This window comes from Bhargavaea ullalensis (genome assembly GCF_042432615.1).
Classification (GTDB): Bacteria; Bacillota; Bacilli; order Bacillales_A; family Planococcaceae; genus Bhargavaea; species Bhargavaea ullalensis.
In genome coordinates this window covers 21,260-35,414 of the sequence record NZ_JBHLWY010000046.1, presented here as the reverse complement: position 1 = coordinate 35,414, position 14,155 = coordinate 21,260, and the positions used below count along the sequence as shown (strand labels likewise).

The 14,155-nt window shown below is 59.4% G+C and carries 17 protein-coding genes; 3 read left to right on the top strand and 14 right to left on the bottom strand.

Annotation, left to right across the window (positions count from 1 at the left end; translation table 11 throughout):
• Positions 1-172: 172 nt before the first annotated feature.
• The 10 genes from bshC to ACFFIY_RS14125 form a co-directional block, all read right to left on the bottom strand.
• Positions 173-1,789: a bacillithiol biosynthesis cysteine-adding enzyme BshC gene (bshC, locus tag ACFFIY_RS14170; RefSeq protein ID WP_354197405.1), complete on the bottom strand. Its 1,617-nt coding sequence runs from the start codon at positions 1,787-1,789 to the stop codon at positions 173-175.
• 73 nt (positions 1,790-1,862) lie between these two features.
• On the bottom strand, positions 1,863-2,255 hold the full coding sequence (locus ACFFIY_RS14165) for a DUF3397 family protein (RefSeq protein ID WP_354197403.1): 393 nt from the start codon (positions 2,253-2,255) through the stop codon (positions 1,863-1,865).
• Positions 2,248-3,147 carry a ketopantoate reductase family protein gene (locus ACFFIY_RS14160; protein ID WP_354197401.1) on the bottom strand — a complete coding sequence of 300 codons (900 nt, stop codon included), beginning with the start codon at positions 3,145-3,147 and terminating at the stop codon, positions 2,248-2,250. The genes ACFFIY_RS14165 and ACFFIY_RS14160 overlap by 8 nt, the downstream gene beginning before the upstream one ends.
• Before the next feature lie 214 nt (positions 3,148-3,361).
• On the bottom strand, positions 3,362-4,903 hold the full coding sequence (locus ACFFIY_RS14155) for an acyl-CoA carboxylase subunit beta (RefSeq protein ID WP_354197399.1): 1,542 nt from the start codon (positions 4,901-4,903) through the stop codon (positions 3,362-3,364).
• A gap of 49 nt (positions 4,904-4,952) precedes the next feature.
• On the bottom strand, positions 4,953-5,165 hold the full coding sequence (locus ACFFIY_RS14150) for an acetyl-CoA carboxylase biotin carboxyl carrier protein subunit (protein WP_354197397.1): 213 nt from the start codon (positions 5,163-5,165) through the stop codon (positions 4,953-4,955).
• On the bottom strand, positions 5,162-6,520 hold the full coding sequence (locus ACFFIY_RS14145) for an acetyl-CoA carboxylase biotin carboxylase subunit (protein WP_354197395.1): 1,359 nt from the start codon (positions 6,518-6,520) through the stop codon (positions 5,162-5,164). Before ACFFIY_RS14145 ends, ACFFIY_RS14150 begins: the two co-directional genes overlap by 4 nt.
• A 187-nt stretch (positions 6,521-6,707) precedes the next feature.
• Entirely contained in the window at positions 6,708-7,094 is a 387-nt protein-coding gene (locus tag ACFFIY_RS14140; protein ID WP_354197393.1) for a transcriptional regulator, read from the bottom strand.
• 112 nt (positions 7,095-7,206) lie between these two features.
• Positions 7,207-7,968: an enoyl-CoA hydratase/isomerase family protein gene (locus tag ACFFIY_RS14135; protein ID WP_354197391.1), complete on the bottom strand. Its 762-nt coding sequence runs from the start codon at positions 7,966-7,968 to the stop codon at positions 7,207-7,209.
• Positions 7,969-8,057: 89 nt separating this feature from the next.
• The gene (gene rpmF / locus ACFFIY_RS14130; RefSeq protein ID WP_076756599.1) at positions 8,058-8,231 is read right to left on the bottom strand and encodes a 50S ribosomal protein L32; all 174 of its coding nucleotides are present in this window, start codon (positions 8,229-8,231) and stop codon (positions 8,058-8,060) included.
• 21 nt (positions 8,232-8,252) lie between these two features.
• Positions 8,253-8,792, bottom strand: coding sequence for a YceD family protein (locus ACFFIY_RS14125; RefSeq protein WP_354197389.1), 540 nt, complete (start codon positions 8,790-8,792; stop codon positions 8,253-8,255).
• A 151-nt stretch (positions 8,793-8,943) separates the two neighbouring features.
• Here ACFFIY_RS14125 and ACFFIY_RS14120 point away from each other — a divergent pair, with 151 nt between their 5' ends.
• The gene (locus ACFFIY_RS14120) at positions 8,944-10,158 is read left to right on the top strand and encodes a nucleotidyltransferase (protein ID WP_354197387.1); all 1,215 of its coding nucleotides are present in this window, start codon (positions 8,944-8,946) and stop codon (positions 10,156-10,158) included.
• A gap of 16 nt (positions 10,159-10,174) precedes the next feature.
• Here ACFFIY_RS14120 and ACFFIY_RS14115 read toward each other — a convergent pair whose 3' ends face one another.
• Entirely contained in the window at positions 10,175-11,224 is a 1,050-nt protein-coding gene (locus ACFFIY_RS14115) for a SepM family pheromone-processing serine protease (RefSeq protein WP_354197385.1), read from the bottom strand.
• 101 nt (positions 11,225-11,325) lie between these two features.
• On the opposite strand from ACFFIY_RS14115, the gene ACFFIY_RS14110 reads away from it, so the two are divergent.
• Positions 11,326-12,210 (top strand): hypothetical protein, encoded by an 885-nt coding sequence (locus tag ACFFIY_RS14110; protein ID WP_354197384.1) that lies wholly within the window; start codon positions 11,326-11,328, stop codon positions 12,208-12,210.
• Between the two features lie 96 nt (positions 12,211-12,306).
• Here the strand turns inward: ACFFIY_RS14110 and coaD are convergent, their stop codons facing one another.
• Both coaD and rsmD read right to left on the bottom strand, forming a co-directional pair.
• Entirely contained in the window at positions 12,307-12,813 is a 507-nt protein-coding gene (gene coaD / locus ACFFIY_RS14105; RefSeq protein WP_354197382.1) for a pantetheine-phosphate adenylyltransferase, read from the bottom strand.
• Positions 12,806-13,378 (bottom strand): 16S rRNA (guanine(966)-N(2))-methyltransferase RsmD, encoded by a 573-nt coding sequence (rsmD, locus tag ACFFIY_RS14100; protein ID WP_354197380.1) that lies wholly within the window; start codon positions 13,376-13,378, stop codon positions 12,806-12,808. The genes coaD and rsmD overlap by 8 nt, the downstream gene beginning before the upstream one ends.
• Positions 13,379-13,452: 74 nt before the next feature.
• On the opposite strand from rsmD, the gene ACFFIY_RS14095 reads away from it, so the two are divergent.
• Positions 13,453-13,866: a DUF7147 family protein gene (locus tag ACFFIY_RS14095; protein ID WP_354197378.1), complete on the top strand. Its 414-nt coding sequence runs from the start codon at positions 13,453-13,455 to the stop codon at positions 13,864-13,866.
• Here ACFFIY_RS14095 and ACFFIY_RS14090 read toward each other — a convergent pair.
• Entirely contained in the window at positions 13,848-14,120 is a 273-nt protein-coding gene (locus ACFFIY_RS14090) for a YlbG family protein (RefSeq protein WP_354197376.1), read from the bottom strand. The two genes, ACFFIY_RS14095 and ACFFIY_RS14090, sit on opposite strands and share 19 nt — an antisense overlap.
• Positions 14,121-14,155: the final 35 nt, after the last annotated feature.

The following is a 14,155-nucleotide window of genomic DNA, read 5'->3' as shown; positions in this document are numbered from 1 at the left end:
TGGAAGTTTGCGTGCCTTTTTTATTTAGAGGTATTGTACCTATACCCCAACTAACATTGTAGAGCCAATAAAAAAAGCCTGCACCCGGCACGGAACCAATCAAAGCAAAAAGCGAGATTGCGGCCCGTTAAACGGATGCAATCTCGCCTGTTTTTTTTTTCGTGTCCGGTTTTCACAGCCTGACGAGCAGATGGACACCGGGCTCTTTGGGTGCCCGTGCGATCAGTTCATCGAACAGGCCGGGGCCGTATTCATTCAGGATCTGGAACGGCGTGTATTTCCTTTCCTGGAAGCCGCCTTCGGGAAGGAGCTCCGCTTCAAGCAGCTCAAAGCGGGAAAGGGTCGTCTCGTGTTCGAGCAGCAGCGAATCCCGGATTTGGTTTTTCAGCCAGCCGAACTGGCGCTCATGGTATTCCATGTTCGTTTCGGCCAGTCGCGAAAGACCCCGGCCCTTGCCTTCCAGCATGCGTGCAAGCTTCTCGTAACCTGAGGCCAGCTGTCCGGCAAGACGGTCAATTTCTTCTTCGGCCCCATGGTCTTGGATCCGGGCGAGGAAATCCGCCCGCCCGGCGCCTGCTGCCCCTTTCAGGACATCTTCGGCCGCAAGACCGGTTTCGCCCAGCAGGCAGTCCGCCCGCCGGGTGACGAATGTGAACGAGGACCGGAGTTCGACGACGGGCATCCGGATGCCCATCGCATGAAAGGCCGGGCGCAGAAGAGACCAATAGGCAATCTCTCCCGCTCCGCCGACGAATGCGAGCACCGGAAAAACGAGGTCCTGCATGACCGGACGCGTGACGACATTGTTGCTCAGCCGTTCCGGTGAAGTTTCCGCCACTTCCAGCAGGTCATCCGTGCTGAAGGACAGTCCGGCCTGCTCATTGTGGAACCGGCCGTCTTCCCGCATGAGAAGATGGCGCTCCCCGTCCCGGACGAAGAACAGATTTGCCGCTTCCGGCTCCGCTCCGACAGGCGCGCCGTATCCTTCTCCGGAAAACCGGCGTTCGGTCTCCGCAACGCCCTTTGCGATTTCTTCGGCACGGCTGATCATGCCGGAGAAGTGGGAGCGTTCAAGCCGCCGGATTCCCGGATCGGCGGCATCCATGAGCAGCAGCCCATACTCTCCGAGAAGGCGGTTTATAAGAGATGCGAAGAAGTCCGAGAACGAAACGCTTCCTTCCATGCAATCCTCTGCCATTTGAAGAAGGCCTGCGGAATGCTCGGTCTCGCCGTAGTCCCGGAACACTTCCCGGATGAACTCTCCCATGAGTGACTTGTCAAAACCGGTGGCGGACGCCATCGTCTTGAGGCCCGGGACCATCGGGAACTGGCGCTTTACAAGCCGGCCTCCGCTGATGACATTCACGTGGTTGATCTCCGCCAGGTCATGGTCTTCGCCGGCAATCCAGAACACCGGGACGACCGGCGTGTCCAGCAATCGGCGCAGGCGCTCCGCCTCCAGGATGACGGTGATCGCCTTGTTCAGCGAATAAAGCGGGCCGGTCAGGATCCCGGCCTGCTGTCCGCCGATGACGACAGGCGCCCCGGTGCGCAGTTCGTCCAGATGCGTCCCGGTCTTTTCGGTTATGCCGATCGGGTCCATGTATGCACGGACGGCATCCGCAAGCCCCTCCCGGTCAAAGTCGCGGTCCTGCAGTTCGGCAAGGCGCGCCCTGAAGCCGGCCTCGCTCTGCGGATAGTCAAAATATGTATTGATGAATTTCCCGCCGCCCGCATAGGCCTTTGTGACCGGGCTGGCCGCCGGGATGTCAAGACATTCGATTTCCATGATGCAGACCCCATTTTCCTTATAATCGTTCCCGATTATAGCATTACAAGCCGTCCAAATTGAAAAGTTCCGCTCAACGGGCTGTATATTCCCAGACTGACCAACCGGTGCCCGCGATCATGAGCATCCCGTAAAGAAGCGCACAGAGAAGGAACAGGACGCGCCAGATCTTCCTGAGGAGCGGAATGATTTCCAGCTCCGTCTGCGTCCGCCGCTCCCGCCAGGTCATCGCCAGCGCCAGCAAAGTGACCGCGATGGCAAACGGGAAGCCGATCTTGATCCCGGCGAACGTGCGGACTACGATCGGGACGGCGGGCAGCAGAAAGAGCGTCGTCACATCCGCGGCGCGGCTCAGCCCCTTTGCCGGGTCTTTTTGCAGCCGGGTGAAGACGATGAACAGGACCATGAACAGGATCGGCGGAAACGCAAGGAGGAAACCGGCCGCGGCAAACAGGAACTCAGCCATCCGATTCCCTCCGTTCCAGGAACGCGGTCATTTCTGCAATCCCCGACAAAAGCGGCAGCCGGCAGCCCCGCCGCGCCGCTTCCTCGATGAGGCCGCCAAGTATGGCGTCCGATTCCGTGCGCCGTCCGCTCTTGATGTCGGCCAGCATGGATGATTCGTTTCCGGCCGTCCGCCGGCAAAGATCGAAGACGGACTCCAGACTCACGCCGTCCGCAACGTCCGGAAACGCGCCGGACAGCTCCGCATGAAGCATTCCGGCAAGCCGGCCGAGTTCCGCGGATTCCGCAATTTCTCCGTTGCGGACGCCGAAAATGGCCGTGACCGGATTGATGATGGCGTTTTTCAACGCTTTTGAAAACAATAGCCGGAATGCATCTTCTTCAAGCCGGACCGGAAACGAGGCGGTGTCGGCAAGTGCCAGTTCCCGCAGGATGGCGCCGTCCCCCTTCCCGGGCGCAATCCGCAGCGGGCCGGTCCCCGTGTGGCGGACCGCCGTTTGGCCCGTTTTCATCGCCCCGTGTTCCACGGAGGCGAAAGCCGAAGACGGATTCGGCAGGCTTTCGGCCATAGTGAGATGTGCGACACCGTTCTGGACAAACAAAAGCGGCGACGAAGCCAATCGGCCGCCGGCTGTTTCCAGAAATCCGGCGAGGTCATATGATTTCATCGCCAGGATGGTCAACTCCGCGTTGCTCCATTCACCCGGAGCTGCCGTGGCTTCCACCTGAAAAACTTTTTTCTCCCCGCTTCTTTCCACAGTTATGCCTTCTTGGCGCAGCAACGCGGCCTGTTCCGGGGAACGGGTGAGCATCCGGACATCAAACCCGGCGTCCGCAAACCCGGCACCGAGGAGCAGGCCGATCGCGCCCGCCCCCGCAATATTCAGTTTCATCGCTCCGGACACCCCTTTGTTTTGATCGGCATCCGAATTCCGGTCCGCAACGAAAAACAGGAACGCCGGGAGACGCCTGCCCGAGCCGGCCGCCGCGGCCCCTCCCCGTCCGGGAGAGCCTGGGCGGCCGGTCTGCAGTGCGTGACCAGAGTTCCTGCCTGTTGGATGTTGTTTGGTTGTCGGCACAGTATTCGGACAGCCCCTGATGGTTTGATTATACCGGATTCACCGGGTGCTTGCGAAGGGGTGCCGCCTTTTCTTTCGTGGAATACAGCTCGAATCGGTCTGCAAGCTCGCTGCGCAGATGTTCCGGTGCCACGATGTCATCGATGATCATCTCGGAGGCCAGCTTGTAAATATCGATCTGCTCCTGATACTCCCTGCGCTTTTCCTTGATGAACTCGATGCGCTCTTTCGGGTCTTCGATCGCCTGGATGCGGTTCGAGTAGACGGCGTTGACCGCCGCTTCCGGTCCCATCACGGCAATCTGCGCGGTCGGCAGCGCGATGCACGCGTCCGGCTCGAATGCAGGTCCTGCCATGGCGTACAGGCCGGCACCGTAAGCCTTGCGGATGACGACCGAGATCTTCGGCACAGTGGCGGAACTCATCGCGGACAGGAACTTGGCCCCGTGCCGGATGATGCCCGCACGCTCGACCTTCGTTCCGATCATGAAGCCCGGAACATCTGCGAGGAACAGCAGCGGGATCGAGAACGCATCGCACAGCGAGATGAACTTCGCTCCCTTGTCCGCGGAGTCGACGAACAGGACGCCCCCCTTCGCCTTCGGCTGGTTGGCGATGATGCCGACCGTCCGGCCTTCGATCCGGGCGAGGCCCGTGATGAGCTCGGGAGCGAACAGCTTCTTGATCTCAAAAAAGCTGCCTTCATCGATCAGGGAGTCGATCGCTTCCTGCATGTCAAACGGCGCATTCTGGTTTTTCGGGACGATTTCGCCGAGCGGGCGGCCTTCTGCCGGAGCTGCGGCTTCCGCCATTGCCGGCTTTTCCGAGAAGTTCTGAGGGAAATAGCCAAGGTACCGCTTCGCCGCCTCGATCGCTTCCTGTTCGTCGGCCGCCAGCAGGTCGCCGCACCCGGAGACGGTACAGTGCATGCGTGCGCCGCCCATTTCTTCCAACGTCACTTTTTCCCCGATGACCTCTGCAGCCATTCGCGGCGAGCCGAGGTACATCGACGCATTGCCGTCAACCATGATGACGATGTCGCAAAACGCCGGAATGTAGGCGCCGCCCGCAGCGGAAGGCCCGAACAGCAGGCAGATCTGAGGGATGACCCCGGACAGGCGGACCTGGTTGTGGAAGATCCGGCCCGCTCCGCGGCGATTCGGGAACATGTCCAGCTGATCGGTGATCCGGGCGCCCGCGGAGTCGACGAGGTACAGCAGCGGAACTTGCAGCTGCTCCGCCGTTTCCTGGATGCGGATGATCTTCTCGACCGTGCGTGCCCCCCACGATCCCGCCTTTACAGTCGAGTCGTTTGCCATGACGCAAACAGTCCGGCCTCCGATTTTTCCTGTTGCCGTGACGACACCGTCCGCCGGGAGGTCCCCTGCCTCCGCGTTGGCGAACCGGGCGTCTTCGGTGTACTTGCCCTCGTCAAACAAAAGCTTGAGCCGGTCGCGCACGAACAGCTTGTTCTGTTCTTTCAGTTTTTCATGGTACTTCGGCTGGCCGCCGGAGAAAATCTGTTCGAGCTTTTCCCCGAGGCGGCCGTCTTCTGTCGGTTTTACCGTCATTTCCGATCCCCTCCCTGTTTTAACCCCTTTTCATGAACCCGGCTGAAACTTATTCAAACGTCAGGATGACGTCTCCTTCGTTGACAAAGTCCCCGACGTTCACGCGGACTTCCTTCACTTTCCCGCCTTTTTCCGCTTCCACGGGAATTTCCATCTTCATTGATTCGAGGATGATGACCTCTTGGCCTGCCGCCACTTCATCTCCCGCGTTCACATCCACCGTGAATACGGTTCCGGCCATCGTTGATTTCAGTTCATTCATTTGACTTCCTCCTTTTCGGTCTCTTTCCATTTATCCAGCACATTTGTCGTATAATCCCCCGCCGCGAACAGTTTTGAGCCGGTGAACTCCGCAAACAGCGGGATGTTCGTCTTGACGCCTTCCACTGCCGCATCGGAGAAGAACTCCCTTGACCTTTGGATTGCTTCATCCCGGCTGTCGCCCGTGATGACCACCTTTGCGATCATCGGATCATAGAACGGTGTCACCGTGTCCCCCCCGGCGTACCCCGCATCGATCCGGACGCCCGTTCCCTCCGGCAGCCGGAGCGCTTCGATCTTGCCCGGCGACGGCAGGAACCGGTCCGGATCTTCTGCATAGATCCGGTATTCGATCGCATGGCCCGATGACTTGATCTCCCGCTGCTCCGTTTGAGGAAGCGGTTCGCCGTATGCAACCCGGAGCTGCCACTCGACCAGGTCCAGCCCGGTCACTTCTTCGGTCACCGGATGCTCGACCTGGAGCCGCGTGTTCATCTCCAGGAAATAAAACTCGTTGTCGGGGCCGACGATGAACTCAACGGTGCCGGCGTTTGTGTAGCCGACGGCTTTCCCCGCATCGACGGCCGCCTGCAGCAGCCGCTGCCTCGCCTCTTCCGGGAAGCACGGCGACGGCGATTCCTCGATCACTTTCTGATTTCTCCGCTGAACCGAGCAGTTCCGCTCGAACAGATGCACGACGTTGCCTTCCTTGTCGCCGAAAATCTGGGCTTCGATGTGCCGGGCGTCGTCGATGAATTTCTCCAGGAACACGCGGTCGTCCCCGAAATAGGACAGGGCGCGTTTTTTTACCGAATCGAAGTTCCGACTGAGCGCTTGCTCATTTTCACAGCGGACCATTCCGATCCCGCCCCCGCCGGCACTCGCCTTCATCATGACCGGATAGCCGATCTTGCCTGCGGCTTCCACTGCTTCCCCAAGCGTGGAAACCCCTTCGTCGGTGCCCGGCACGACCGGGACACCCGCTTCGATCATCGTCTTCCTGGAGGCGATCTTGTCCCCCATCTTTTCGATGACATCGGGTTTCGGACCGATGAAAACCAGTCCCGCCTCCGACACTTTGCGGGCGAAATCCGCGTTCTCGGACAGCAGCCCGTATCCCGGGTGGATGGCGTCCGCGCCTTCAGCCAGCGCAAGCTCGATGATGTCGTCCCCTTTCAGGTACGACTGCGGCACCGGTCCGGGGCCGATGAGGAAAGCCTCGTCGGCTTCCCGGGTGAACGGCAGTCCGGCATCCGCCTCGGAATGGACGGCGATCGTCCGGATGCCCATCTTTTTGCACGTTCGGATGATGCGGGATGCGATTTCGCCGCGGTTTGCGATCAATATCTTCTCCATGCGGTTCCCCTCCGTGTAACAAACTATGTGAAACCCCTTTCCCTATTAGTCTATATGAACAGTGAAACCGTTTTCAAGTATTGGATAAAAAAAGACCGGGAAACCGCACGAAAAAAGGCGGGAGTCTGTTCATCTCCGCCTTCCCGCTAACCATTTCCCGTCTGGGGCCAGCCGGTTCCAGTCCGGGTCAAGACTCTTTTTTCTCAATGAAGCTGACGCCCTTCGACAGCCAGGCAAGCAGCCGGTGATGCTCGCGGGCGAGAGACTCATGCTCTTTTTTCAGCGCGAGATAAGACTCCGACAACTCATCGAACCCCGTCATCGCCTGCTTCAAGTGAGACTTCAGGTGATGCTCCGGCTTTTTCCTGGCAGCCTCAAGCTCCCCTTCATAATAGCGGCGGAGGTTTTTGTTCCAGCGGAAGCCGCACGCCTGCTTTGTGCGGCCGAGCTTCTCGGCTGCCGCCTCGAATGCCTCCAGCTGGGTTCCGCCTTTTCTCACCGATCCGATCACCGTTTCGGCGAGAATGCGGTCATCTTCTGCCGTCCATCTGTCTTTTCGTGTGTTTCCGTTCACTCTACCACCCCCGTTTTGAAAACTATATGCAGGGGGCGGATGAAATAGACTTCACTTTTTCCTGATCGCCAAGCGGGACGGGAGAAAAACGCTTCATCCAGGAGGGTGCTGCTTATTTTTTCTTATTCAGGAACAGGCCGACCGCTTCGTGGTGGGCCTCCGCCTCCCAGAGACGGGCACATTCCGCGACTTCCGCGCGGATCATTTCTTCAAGACCGGCGGCCTCCCGCTTCCGGAGGGCGGCCGCCTTGTAGGCACGGATCACGGACGGATGGATGCGTTCAAGCGGTGCGACGAACCGGTCCAGGGCAACGTCCGGCTCATCCGCAAATCCTTCGGTCGCCCACCCTGATTTGATGAGCTCGCCGGCCGGGTGCACGCGGGATTCCGTCAGCATTCGGAGCGCAATGGCTTCGGAGCCGGCTTTCGCCAGCAGGTGGGACGCACCGCCCCAGCCCGTCGTGATGGCAAGTGTCCCCTGGATGTAGCCGCACCGGGCCGTCTCATGGACCAGCCGGTAGTCGCAGGCCGTCGCGATCTCGCAGCCGCCCCCGACAGCATGGCCGTTGATGAGGGCGATCACCGGCACGGGCAGGCGGCTCATCCGGAGCAGGATGTCCGCCATTTTCTCAAGCATCGGTGCCGCTTCTTCCGCCGTTTTCAGGCGGTGGAACTCCGAGAGGTCCCCGCCCGAACAGAAAGCGGCGCCCCCCGCGCCCGTCACGGCAAAGTACCGGAGCGAGTTGTTGCCCGCCGCTTCCTCCACTGCGGCAGAAAGTCCGTCCATCACTTCCCCGTTCACTGCATTGCGCTTTTCCGGCCGGTCGATCGTGAACACCGCACCGGTCCCCCTGTAGTTGAAACCAAAAGCCATTCCGCACATCCCCTTCCGTCAAAGTCCCTCAAAAACAGGAAAAAGGCACCCTGGGCTGTGGCCCCGGCCGCCTTTCGCAGTGTCGGACATTATTCGCCGACGACTTGTTTTCCTTTGTAATGTCCGCATTCCTTGCATACACGGTGAGCGAGTTTCGGTTCACCGCAGTTATCGCAAGCGACCATGCCTGGCACCTGGAGCTTGAAGTGTGTGCGGCGTTGGCGCTTGGCCGTTTTGGATGTTCTTCTTTTCGGTACTGCCATGCGGGGCACCTCCTTACGGTTCTATTCGTCTTCCGGTTCCTTTCCGGTCCGGCCGAGCAGGTCGGCCAGTCCGGCGAGTCTCGGATCAACTTTCGGTTTTTCTTCTTCACGCCTGGCGGTGAATTCCTCTTCGGAAGCGAAGGACCAGCCCTTCCCTTCCAACGGTTTGGCCGCCTCGTCGGCAAGAATCTGAATCGGTACTTCCAGCAGGACGAGCTCCTCGAAGACGGAAGTCGGATCAACGACTTCCCCGGTCACTTCGTGGACCGAATCGTCTTCTGTCGCCGTGTAGCCTTCCCAGACAAATTGCTCGTCCGTTTCGATCTCAAACGGATAGTCGATGTCTTCCCAGGTCCTGGACTCGGGAAGGGTCAACGTGCCCTCAAGACGAAAGCGGCAAGTCATGCTGCCGGAGCCTACCGTGCAGGAGCCGGTCACCCGAACCGGGGAGATCCCGCGGATTTCGGGGTTCCGCTCTTTGACCGCAGACAGGTCGGCCGTACCGTCGACCGGCATCCCGCCCTGTCTGTGCTTCAGCAATTGCCGGATGGTCCATTTCATCAGGAATCACCTCAAGACAACAAAATAGATTATATAATGCCCAAAATGCGATGTCAAGATATTTTCTTGTCAGTACGCCGGCCGCGGCAACTGGGTTTTTCGCTCTCCTGACGCTATAATACGACTATATTGTATCAAAGGAGTGGGGCTTATGAAAGCCGCAGGCGTCGTCGTCGAATACAACCCGCTGCACAACGGCCATATCCATCATCTGAATGAAACCCGAGCGGCCTCCGGGGCCGATGTCCTCATTGCCGTCATGAGCGGAAACTTCCTGCAGCGGGGGGAACCCGCCTTCATGGACAAGTGGACACGCGCGGAGGCGGCACTCCGGTCGGGCGCGGATCTCGTCTTCGAACTGCCGTACCGGTTTGCCACCGCCCAGGCATCGGAATTCGCGGAAGGGGCGATCACCCTTCTGGCCGCTTCCGGGTGCAGCGCGTTCTGTTTCGGCTCAGAGGAGGGCGACATCAAAGCGTTTGAGCGGACGGCGGAGCTGATCACCGGCAATCGCAGCGGGTACGATGCTGAAGTGAAGCGCCTTGTCCGCTCGGGCATCAGCTATCCGGCCGCACTGAGCGGCGCCTATTCCTCCCTCTCGGAAAAGCTGCCGTCCGGCGTCCGCATTGCCGACCTGACAAAACCGAACAACATCCTCGGCTTTCATTACGTCCAGGCGGCGCGCTCGCTAGGGACCGGCATGGAAGCCCTCACCGTCAAACGGACGGGGACGGGCCATCATGACCTCGGTGCAGACCGCACGACGGGCATCATGAGCGCCACGGGCATCCGCCGCTCCATTCTCTCGGAAGGCAATACCGGCGCGGTGGAAGCCGCCGTGCCGTCCGCGACGCTCGCGGCGTTCCGGAACTGGAAGGAGAGCGGCCGGCCGTTCGGCAGCTGGGAATTGTTTTGGCCGCTGCTTCGATACAACATCATCCGGGAAGGTCCGGACAAGTTGTCGCATGCCGCCGAAATGGCGGAAGGCTTCGAAAACCGGGTGTTCAGGGCCACGCTCGAAGCCGGCTCCTTCCCCGCTTTCATGGAGCGGGTGAAGACGAAGCGCTACACGTGGACCCGCATCCAGCGGAGCCTGACCCATATCCTGTGCGGGATGGACTGGGAGGAATTTCGCAGCCTCCGCAACCCGTCCTACCTCCGGCTCCTCGGAATGACCGGAACCGGGCGGAAATATCTAGGCGAACGGAAGAAGTCGCTCGGCCTGCCGCTCATCACCCGCGCGGCCGCCTCCGGGGACCCGCTGCTGAAGGCCGATATCCGGGCTTCGGACATTTACTGGCTCGGCATCGGCGGCAAGCCGCCGGGAACGGATTTCCGGACTCCGCCGATCCTCATCCGCGAATGACGGGGCGGCAGGATATTCAGGGCTTCTGCTTCAGTTCCCGCAAATATTCAAGTGCATCATCGACGGTTTTGACCGGCACGACTTTCATGTCCGTGCCGATTTTTTTTGCCGTTTCGGACGCTTCCTCATAGTTCGTGCGGATGTCCGGATTGAACTTCCTCATCGCATCGGTGATCTCGTCGTCCGGTGCAAAAAAGATTTCGATCCCGTCCCTGTCTGCAGCCATGATCTTGAAGTCGATGCCGCCGATCCGGCCGACCGTGCCGTCTTCATTCATCTCGCCTGTCCCGCCGACCTTGTATCCTTTCGTCAAGTCTTCATCAAGCAGGCGGTCCATGATTTCAAGTGTGAACATCAGCCCGGCGGATGGACCGCCGATGTCTTCGGTATGGATCTTCACCGGCGGCTCCGTCTCGATCGACCGTTCTTCTGCAAATGAGATGCCGAGACCGAGACGGCCGTCTCCTCCTGGGATCGGGGCAAGGCGGACCCGCTCCTCAAGCTGCTTGCCGCCCCGGCGGATCCCGAGCTTGGCTTCTTGTCCGTCGGGGAGACCGGCAAGCGCGTCGGAAAATTCTTCAGCGGAGTGAAGCCGGCTGTTGTCCAGTTCCGTGATGATATCGCCCGGCTTCAGCACGCCGGACGCGGCCGCCCCGTCGAGCACCCTCATGACCAGGACGCCTTCAAAGTTCACCTCGACCGGCTTCATCGCTTTCTGATAGGCGACGTAGATCGCATTGAACTGGGAATCGTCCATCAGCTTCTCTTGCCGGATATCGTATTCATCTTCGGTTTCTCCGTCTTGGCGCACCTGGCCGGCTTTCATGATTTTCCGGCTGTCCATGAAGTTCGAAAACACATAGGTAAGGGGCGTCGCCTTCGAGAGGGCAATCGTCATCAGGCTCATCGTCCCCTGGTCATCCTCGTCCCCGCCCTGCACTTCGACGAGCGGCGTCAGGTCATAAGCGCCACCCGGTTTGGAGATATACATATCCAGCGGCATCAGTGCGGCCACCGCCACGAGCAGCACAGCCGCAATCGCTGCGGTCCCTTTTTTCTTCTTCATCCGGCTCACCTCCCAAAATAGCCTCCAACCGGCCGGCATATACATCTTAAGTGTAGCACCGGAAAACGATCCATACAAAATGAGGGAGCCGATTAAAACCGATGCCCATGCTGAACACCATCATGATCTGGTGCACGATCCTTCTGTTCCTCCTCCGGCCGGCGCTCGCGCGGGAAGGTGCGGAGTTCGGAGTCGAACTGTTTGCCGGCGCTCTCCTGCCGTACCTGCTGCCGTATCTCATCCTCACCCAGTGGCTGCTCCGTCTCCCGGGCCGCGAGCCGAAGAGCCGGACGGGCACCTATTGGAAGACATATGTCCTCGGCGCATTCGGCGGATTTCCCGTCGGCGCCGCATCCGTCGCGCACCTTGTCAGGGACGGACGCCTGTCCCGTGCGGAAGGAGGCTTCCTGACGGCCGTCTGCCATGCGCCGAGTTCGATGCTTCTCGTCGGGTTCGTCGGCCATGAGCTGTTCGGCGACCCGGCTGCGGGTTGGCGGCTCATGGCGGTCATCCACAGTGTCAATCTCGTCCTGCTCATCGCCGGCACGCTTTATTTCCGGAACCGGACGGCCGGTTCCGCTGAGAAAACCCCGACTTCAAAGCCGTCGGTATCCCCGCTGACGGCAAGCCTGAAGGAAAGTTCACAGACAATCGTTCTGGTGGCCACGTCGGTCATCTTCTTTTCGGCGGTCGGTGCCGTTGCCGCGGCGCTTCTTTCTTCCGTCTCCGGCCTGGCGGAAACAACTGCCGGGCTCGCGGTTTATCCGCTTTTTGAAATGACTGCCGGCTTGCGGATGGCGGCCGATGTACTTGCCGGATCGTCGGCGCACGGCGCGGTCACTGCGCTTATTCTGTCCATGAACGGATTCAGCATCCATCTTCAGGTGGCTGTGATCGCACGGGGAGCGGGCATTCCGCTTCGTCCTTACGTTGCCGCCAGGATCATCCACATGATTTGCGTACCGCTCCTGTTCATGCTTCTTTGAGCGGTTCGGCGGAGAAATGAAAAAAGGCAGAGGCACGGAAATCCGCCCGGGATCCGATGTCTCTGCCTTGCAGCATACGGCTGAAGGTGTCTTGTCTCATTCCTCTGCCGATGCCGCTTCTTCGATCGCATATTTCCGGCGCAGCGCGACGCCGACTTCCGCCGGGACGAGCTCGCTTGTATCCGCCCCGTATTTGGCGACTTCTTTTACGATGCTGGAGCTCAGGAAGGAATACTGGTTTTTCGTCATGATGAAAAATGTTTCGATTTCTTCCTCGAGCACCCGGTTCATCGATGTGATCTGCATTTCGTATTCGAAGTCCGACACGGCACGGAGACCCCGGATGATTGCGGACGCGCCGACCGACTTCGCATAATCGACGAGCAGGCCGGAAAACGACTCGACCCTCACGTTTGGAAGATCCCGTGTGACCGTTCGGATCAGATCCATCCGTTCCTCGACGGTGAACAGCGGATTTTTCGATGAATTGTTGAGCACCACGACCCGGATCTCCGCAAAAACCTTGGATGCCCGTTTGATGATGTCCAGATGTCCATATGTGACCGGATCAAAGCTTCCCGGCACTACCCCCAGCTTACCCATTGTTCTCCCCCTCTTCGGCACCGCTGTAGATGGTGATGACGGTGCCTCCGTAAACATTCTCTTTCTCTTTCCAAAACATTCCGTACCGCTCCGGCAGTTGGACCGATTTGTCGTGTTCGCAGACGATAACGCCGCCTCCGCGGATGAGACCTGCGGCGGCGAGTTCCCCCGCCAGGTCATAGTATGTATTTTTTGCATAGGGCGGATCGAGGAACAGCAGATCAATCCCCTCGCCTCTTTTGATCAGCATGCGCACCGCCCTCCCCGCATCGGCTCTCAGCACTTCGGCTTGTTCCGCGTATCTGCACTTCTCCAGATTCTCGCGGATGGCCGACAGTGCCCTGCCGTCTTTTTCGATGATGACGGCCCGGTCCATGCCGCGGCTGAGCGCCTCGATCGCCAGCCCGCCGCTTCCTCCGAACAAGTCAACGGCGGTGCCGCCCGAAAAGTAGGGGCCGATCATATTGAACAGGGACTCCTTGACCTTGTCCGAAGTCGGCCTCGTCCCCGTTCCCGTCGCCGTTTTCAGCTGGGTCCCTTTCCTCTCGCCGGATATGACTCTCATCGCATTCACCCTCCTTCCCCTGTTCTGCAGCCCTATGGTAGGATGAGCTAAAGAAAGGGGATGCTTTTACTTATATGGATACCCAGCGCTTTATCGAACTCGGGGAAGGGTTCGGCGACGTTTTTGAGCTGTGCGAACTCATCCGGACAAACTCCCCCCGCATCCACCGGGCGTTCATCCTCCGGACGGACGATCCGAAAAATGCCGTTTCCCTGGCCGTGGCGCTGTTGCCTGCCGGCGACGGACATTTCATGCCCATTTATATTTGCCGCGAAGGCGTCAAAGAAGGCGGCACCCGGCAGCGGCTGTTCACCGAAGCCCTCGAAGAAGCAGGCGTCTCCTTGGCCGATGTCAAGGTCAGGCCGTCCGGCGACTTCGGCAGCCGGGAAGACTATTACCGGCACCTGACCGGGATTCTCCGGATGAACCGGCTTCTCCCGACGCCCGAGTTGATGACCCGGATGCGTCGTCAGATTCCGCCTTTGTAATCGTACTCTTTTGCCTTGTCGGGCTTGGCATTTTCATATTCCGTCTTGATGAACGGCTTCATCGACAGGGAAACCGATTTGACATAGGGCAGTTTTTCCAGCTTGGCGGCCGTCCTGTCCGCATCTTCCATGTTGCAGTAGAGGACGGCGTACTTCATCCGCTTGGATATATATTGGATGTGCCCGTACTTCCTCAGCGACTTGGCCTGCTTCAGATGTGACAGATGGACGATGATCCCGCGCCGATCAATCATAGAAATCCCTCTTTTCCTATCATAAAGAATACCAT

Excerpts from the sequence above, each read along its gene's own strand:
- bshC (WP_354197405.1), bottom strand. The coding sequence starts at position 1,789 with ATGGAAATCGAATGTCTTGACATCCCGGCGGCCAGCCCGGTCACAAAG.
- ACFFIY_RS14165 (WP_354197403.1), bottom strand. The coding sequence starts at position 2,255 with ATGGCTGAGTTCCTGTTTGCCGCGGCCGGTTTCCTCCTTGCGTTTCCG.
- ACFFIY_RS14160 (WP_354197401.1), bottom strand. The coding sequence starts at position 3,147 with ATGAAACTGAATATTGCGGGGGCGGGCGCGATCGGCCTGCTCCTCGGT.
- ACFFIY_RS14155 (WP_354197399.1), bottom strand. The coding sequence starts at position 4,903 with ATGACGGTAAAACCGACAGAAGACGGCCGCCTCGGGGAAAAGCTCGAA.
- ACFFIY_RS14150 (WP_354197397.1), bottom strand. The coding sequence starts at position 5,165 with ATGAATGAACTGAAATCAACGATGGCCGGAACCGTATTCACGGTGGAT.
- ACFFIY_RS14145 (WP_354197395.1), bottom strand. The coding sequence starts at position 6,520 with ATGGAGAAGATATTGATCGCAAACCGCGGCGAAATCGCATCCCGCATC.
- ACFFIY_RS14135 (WP_354197391.1), bottom strand. The coding sequence starts at position 7,968 with ATGGCTTTTGGTTTCAACTACAGGGGGACCGGTGCGGTGTTCACGATC.
- rpmF (WP_076756599.1), bottom strand. The coding sequence starts at position 8,231 with ATGGCAGTACCGAAAAGAAGAACATCCAAAACGGCCAAGCGCCAACGC.
- ACFFIY_RS14125 (WP_354197389.1), bottom strand. The coding sequence starts at position 8,792 with ATGAAATGGACCATCCGGCAATTGCTGAAGCACAGACAGGGCGGGATG.
- ACFFIY_RS14120 (WP_354197387.1), top strand. The coding sequence starts at position 8,944 with ATGAAAGCCGCAGGCGTCGTCGTCGAATACAACCCGCTGCACAACGGC.
- ACFFIY_RS14115 (WP_354197385.1), bottom strand. The coding sequence starts at position 11,224 with ATGAAGAAGAAAAAAGGGACCGCAGCGATTGCGGCTGTGCTGCTCGTG.
- ACFFIY_RS14110 (WP_354197384.1), top strand. The coding sequence starts at position 11,326 with ATGCCCATGCTGAACACCATCATGATCTGGTGCACGATCCTTCTGTTC.
- coaD (WP_354197382.1), bottom strand. The coding sequence starts at position 12,813 with ATGGGTAAGCTGGGGGTAGTGCCGGGAAGCTTTGATCCGGTCACATAT.
- rsmD (WP_354197380.1), bottom strand. The coding sequence starts at position 13,378 with ATGAGAGTCATATCCGGCGAGAGGAAAGGGACCCAGCTGAAAACGGCG.
- ACFFIY_RS14095 (WP_354197378.1), top strand. The coding sequence starts at position 13,453 with ATGGATACCCAGCGCTTTATCGAACTCGGGGAAGGGTTCGGCGACGTT.
- ACFFIY_RS14090 (WP_354197376.1), bottom strand. The coding sequence starts at position 14,120 with ATGATTGATCGGCGCGGGATCATCGTCCATCTGTCACATCTGAAGCAG.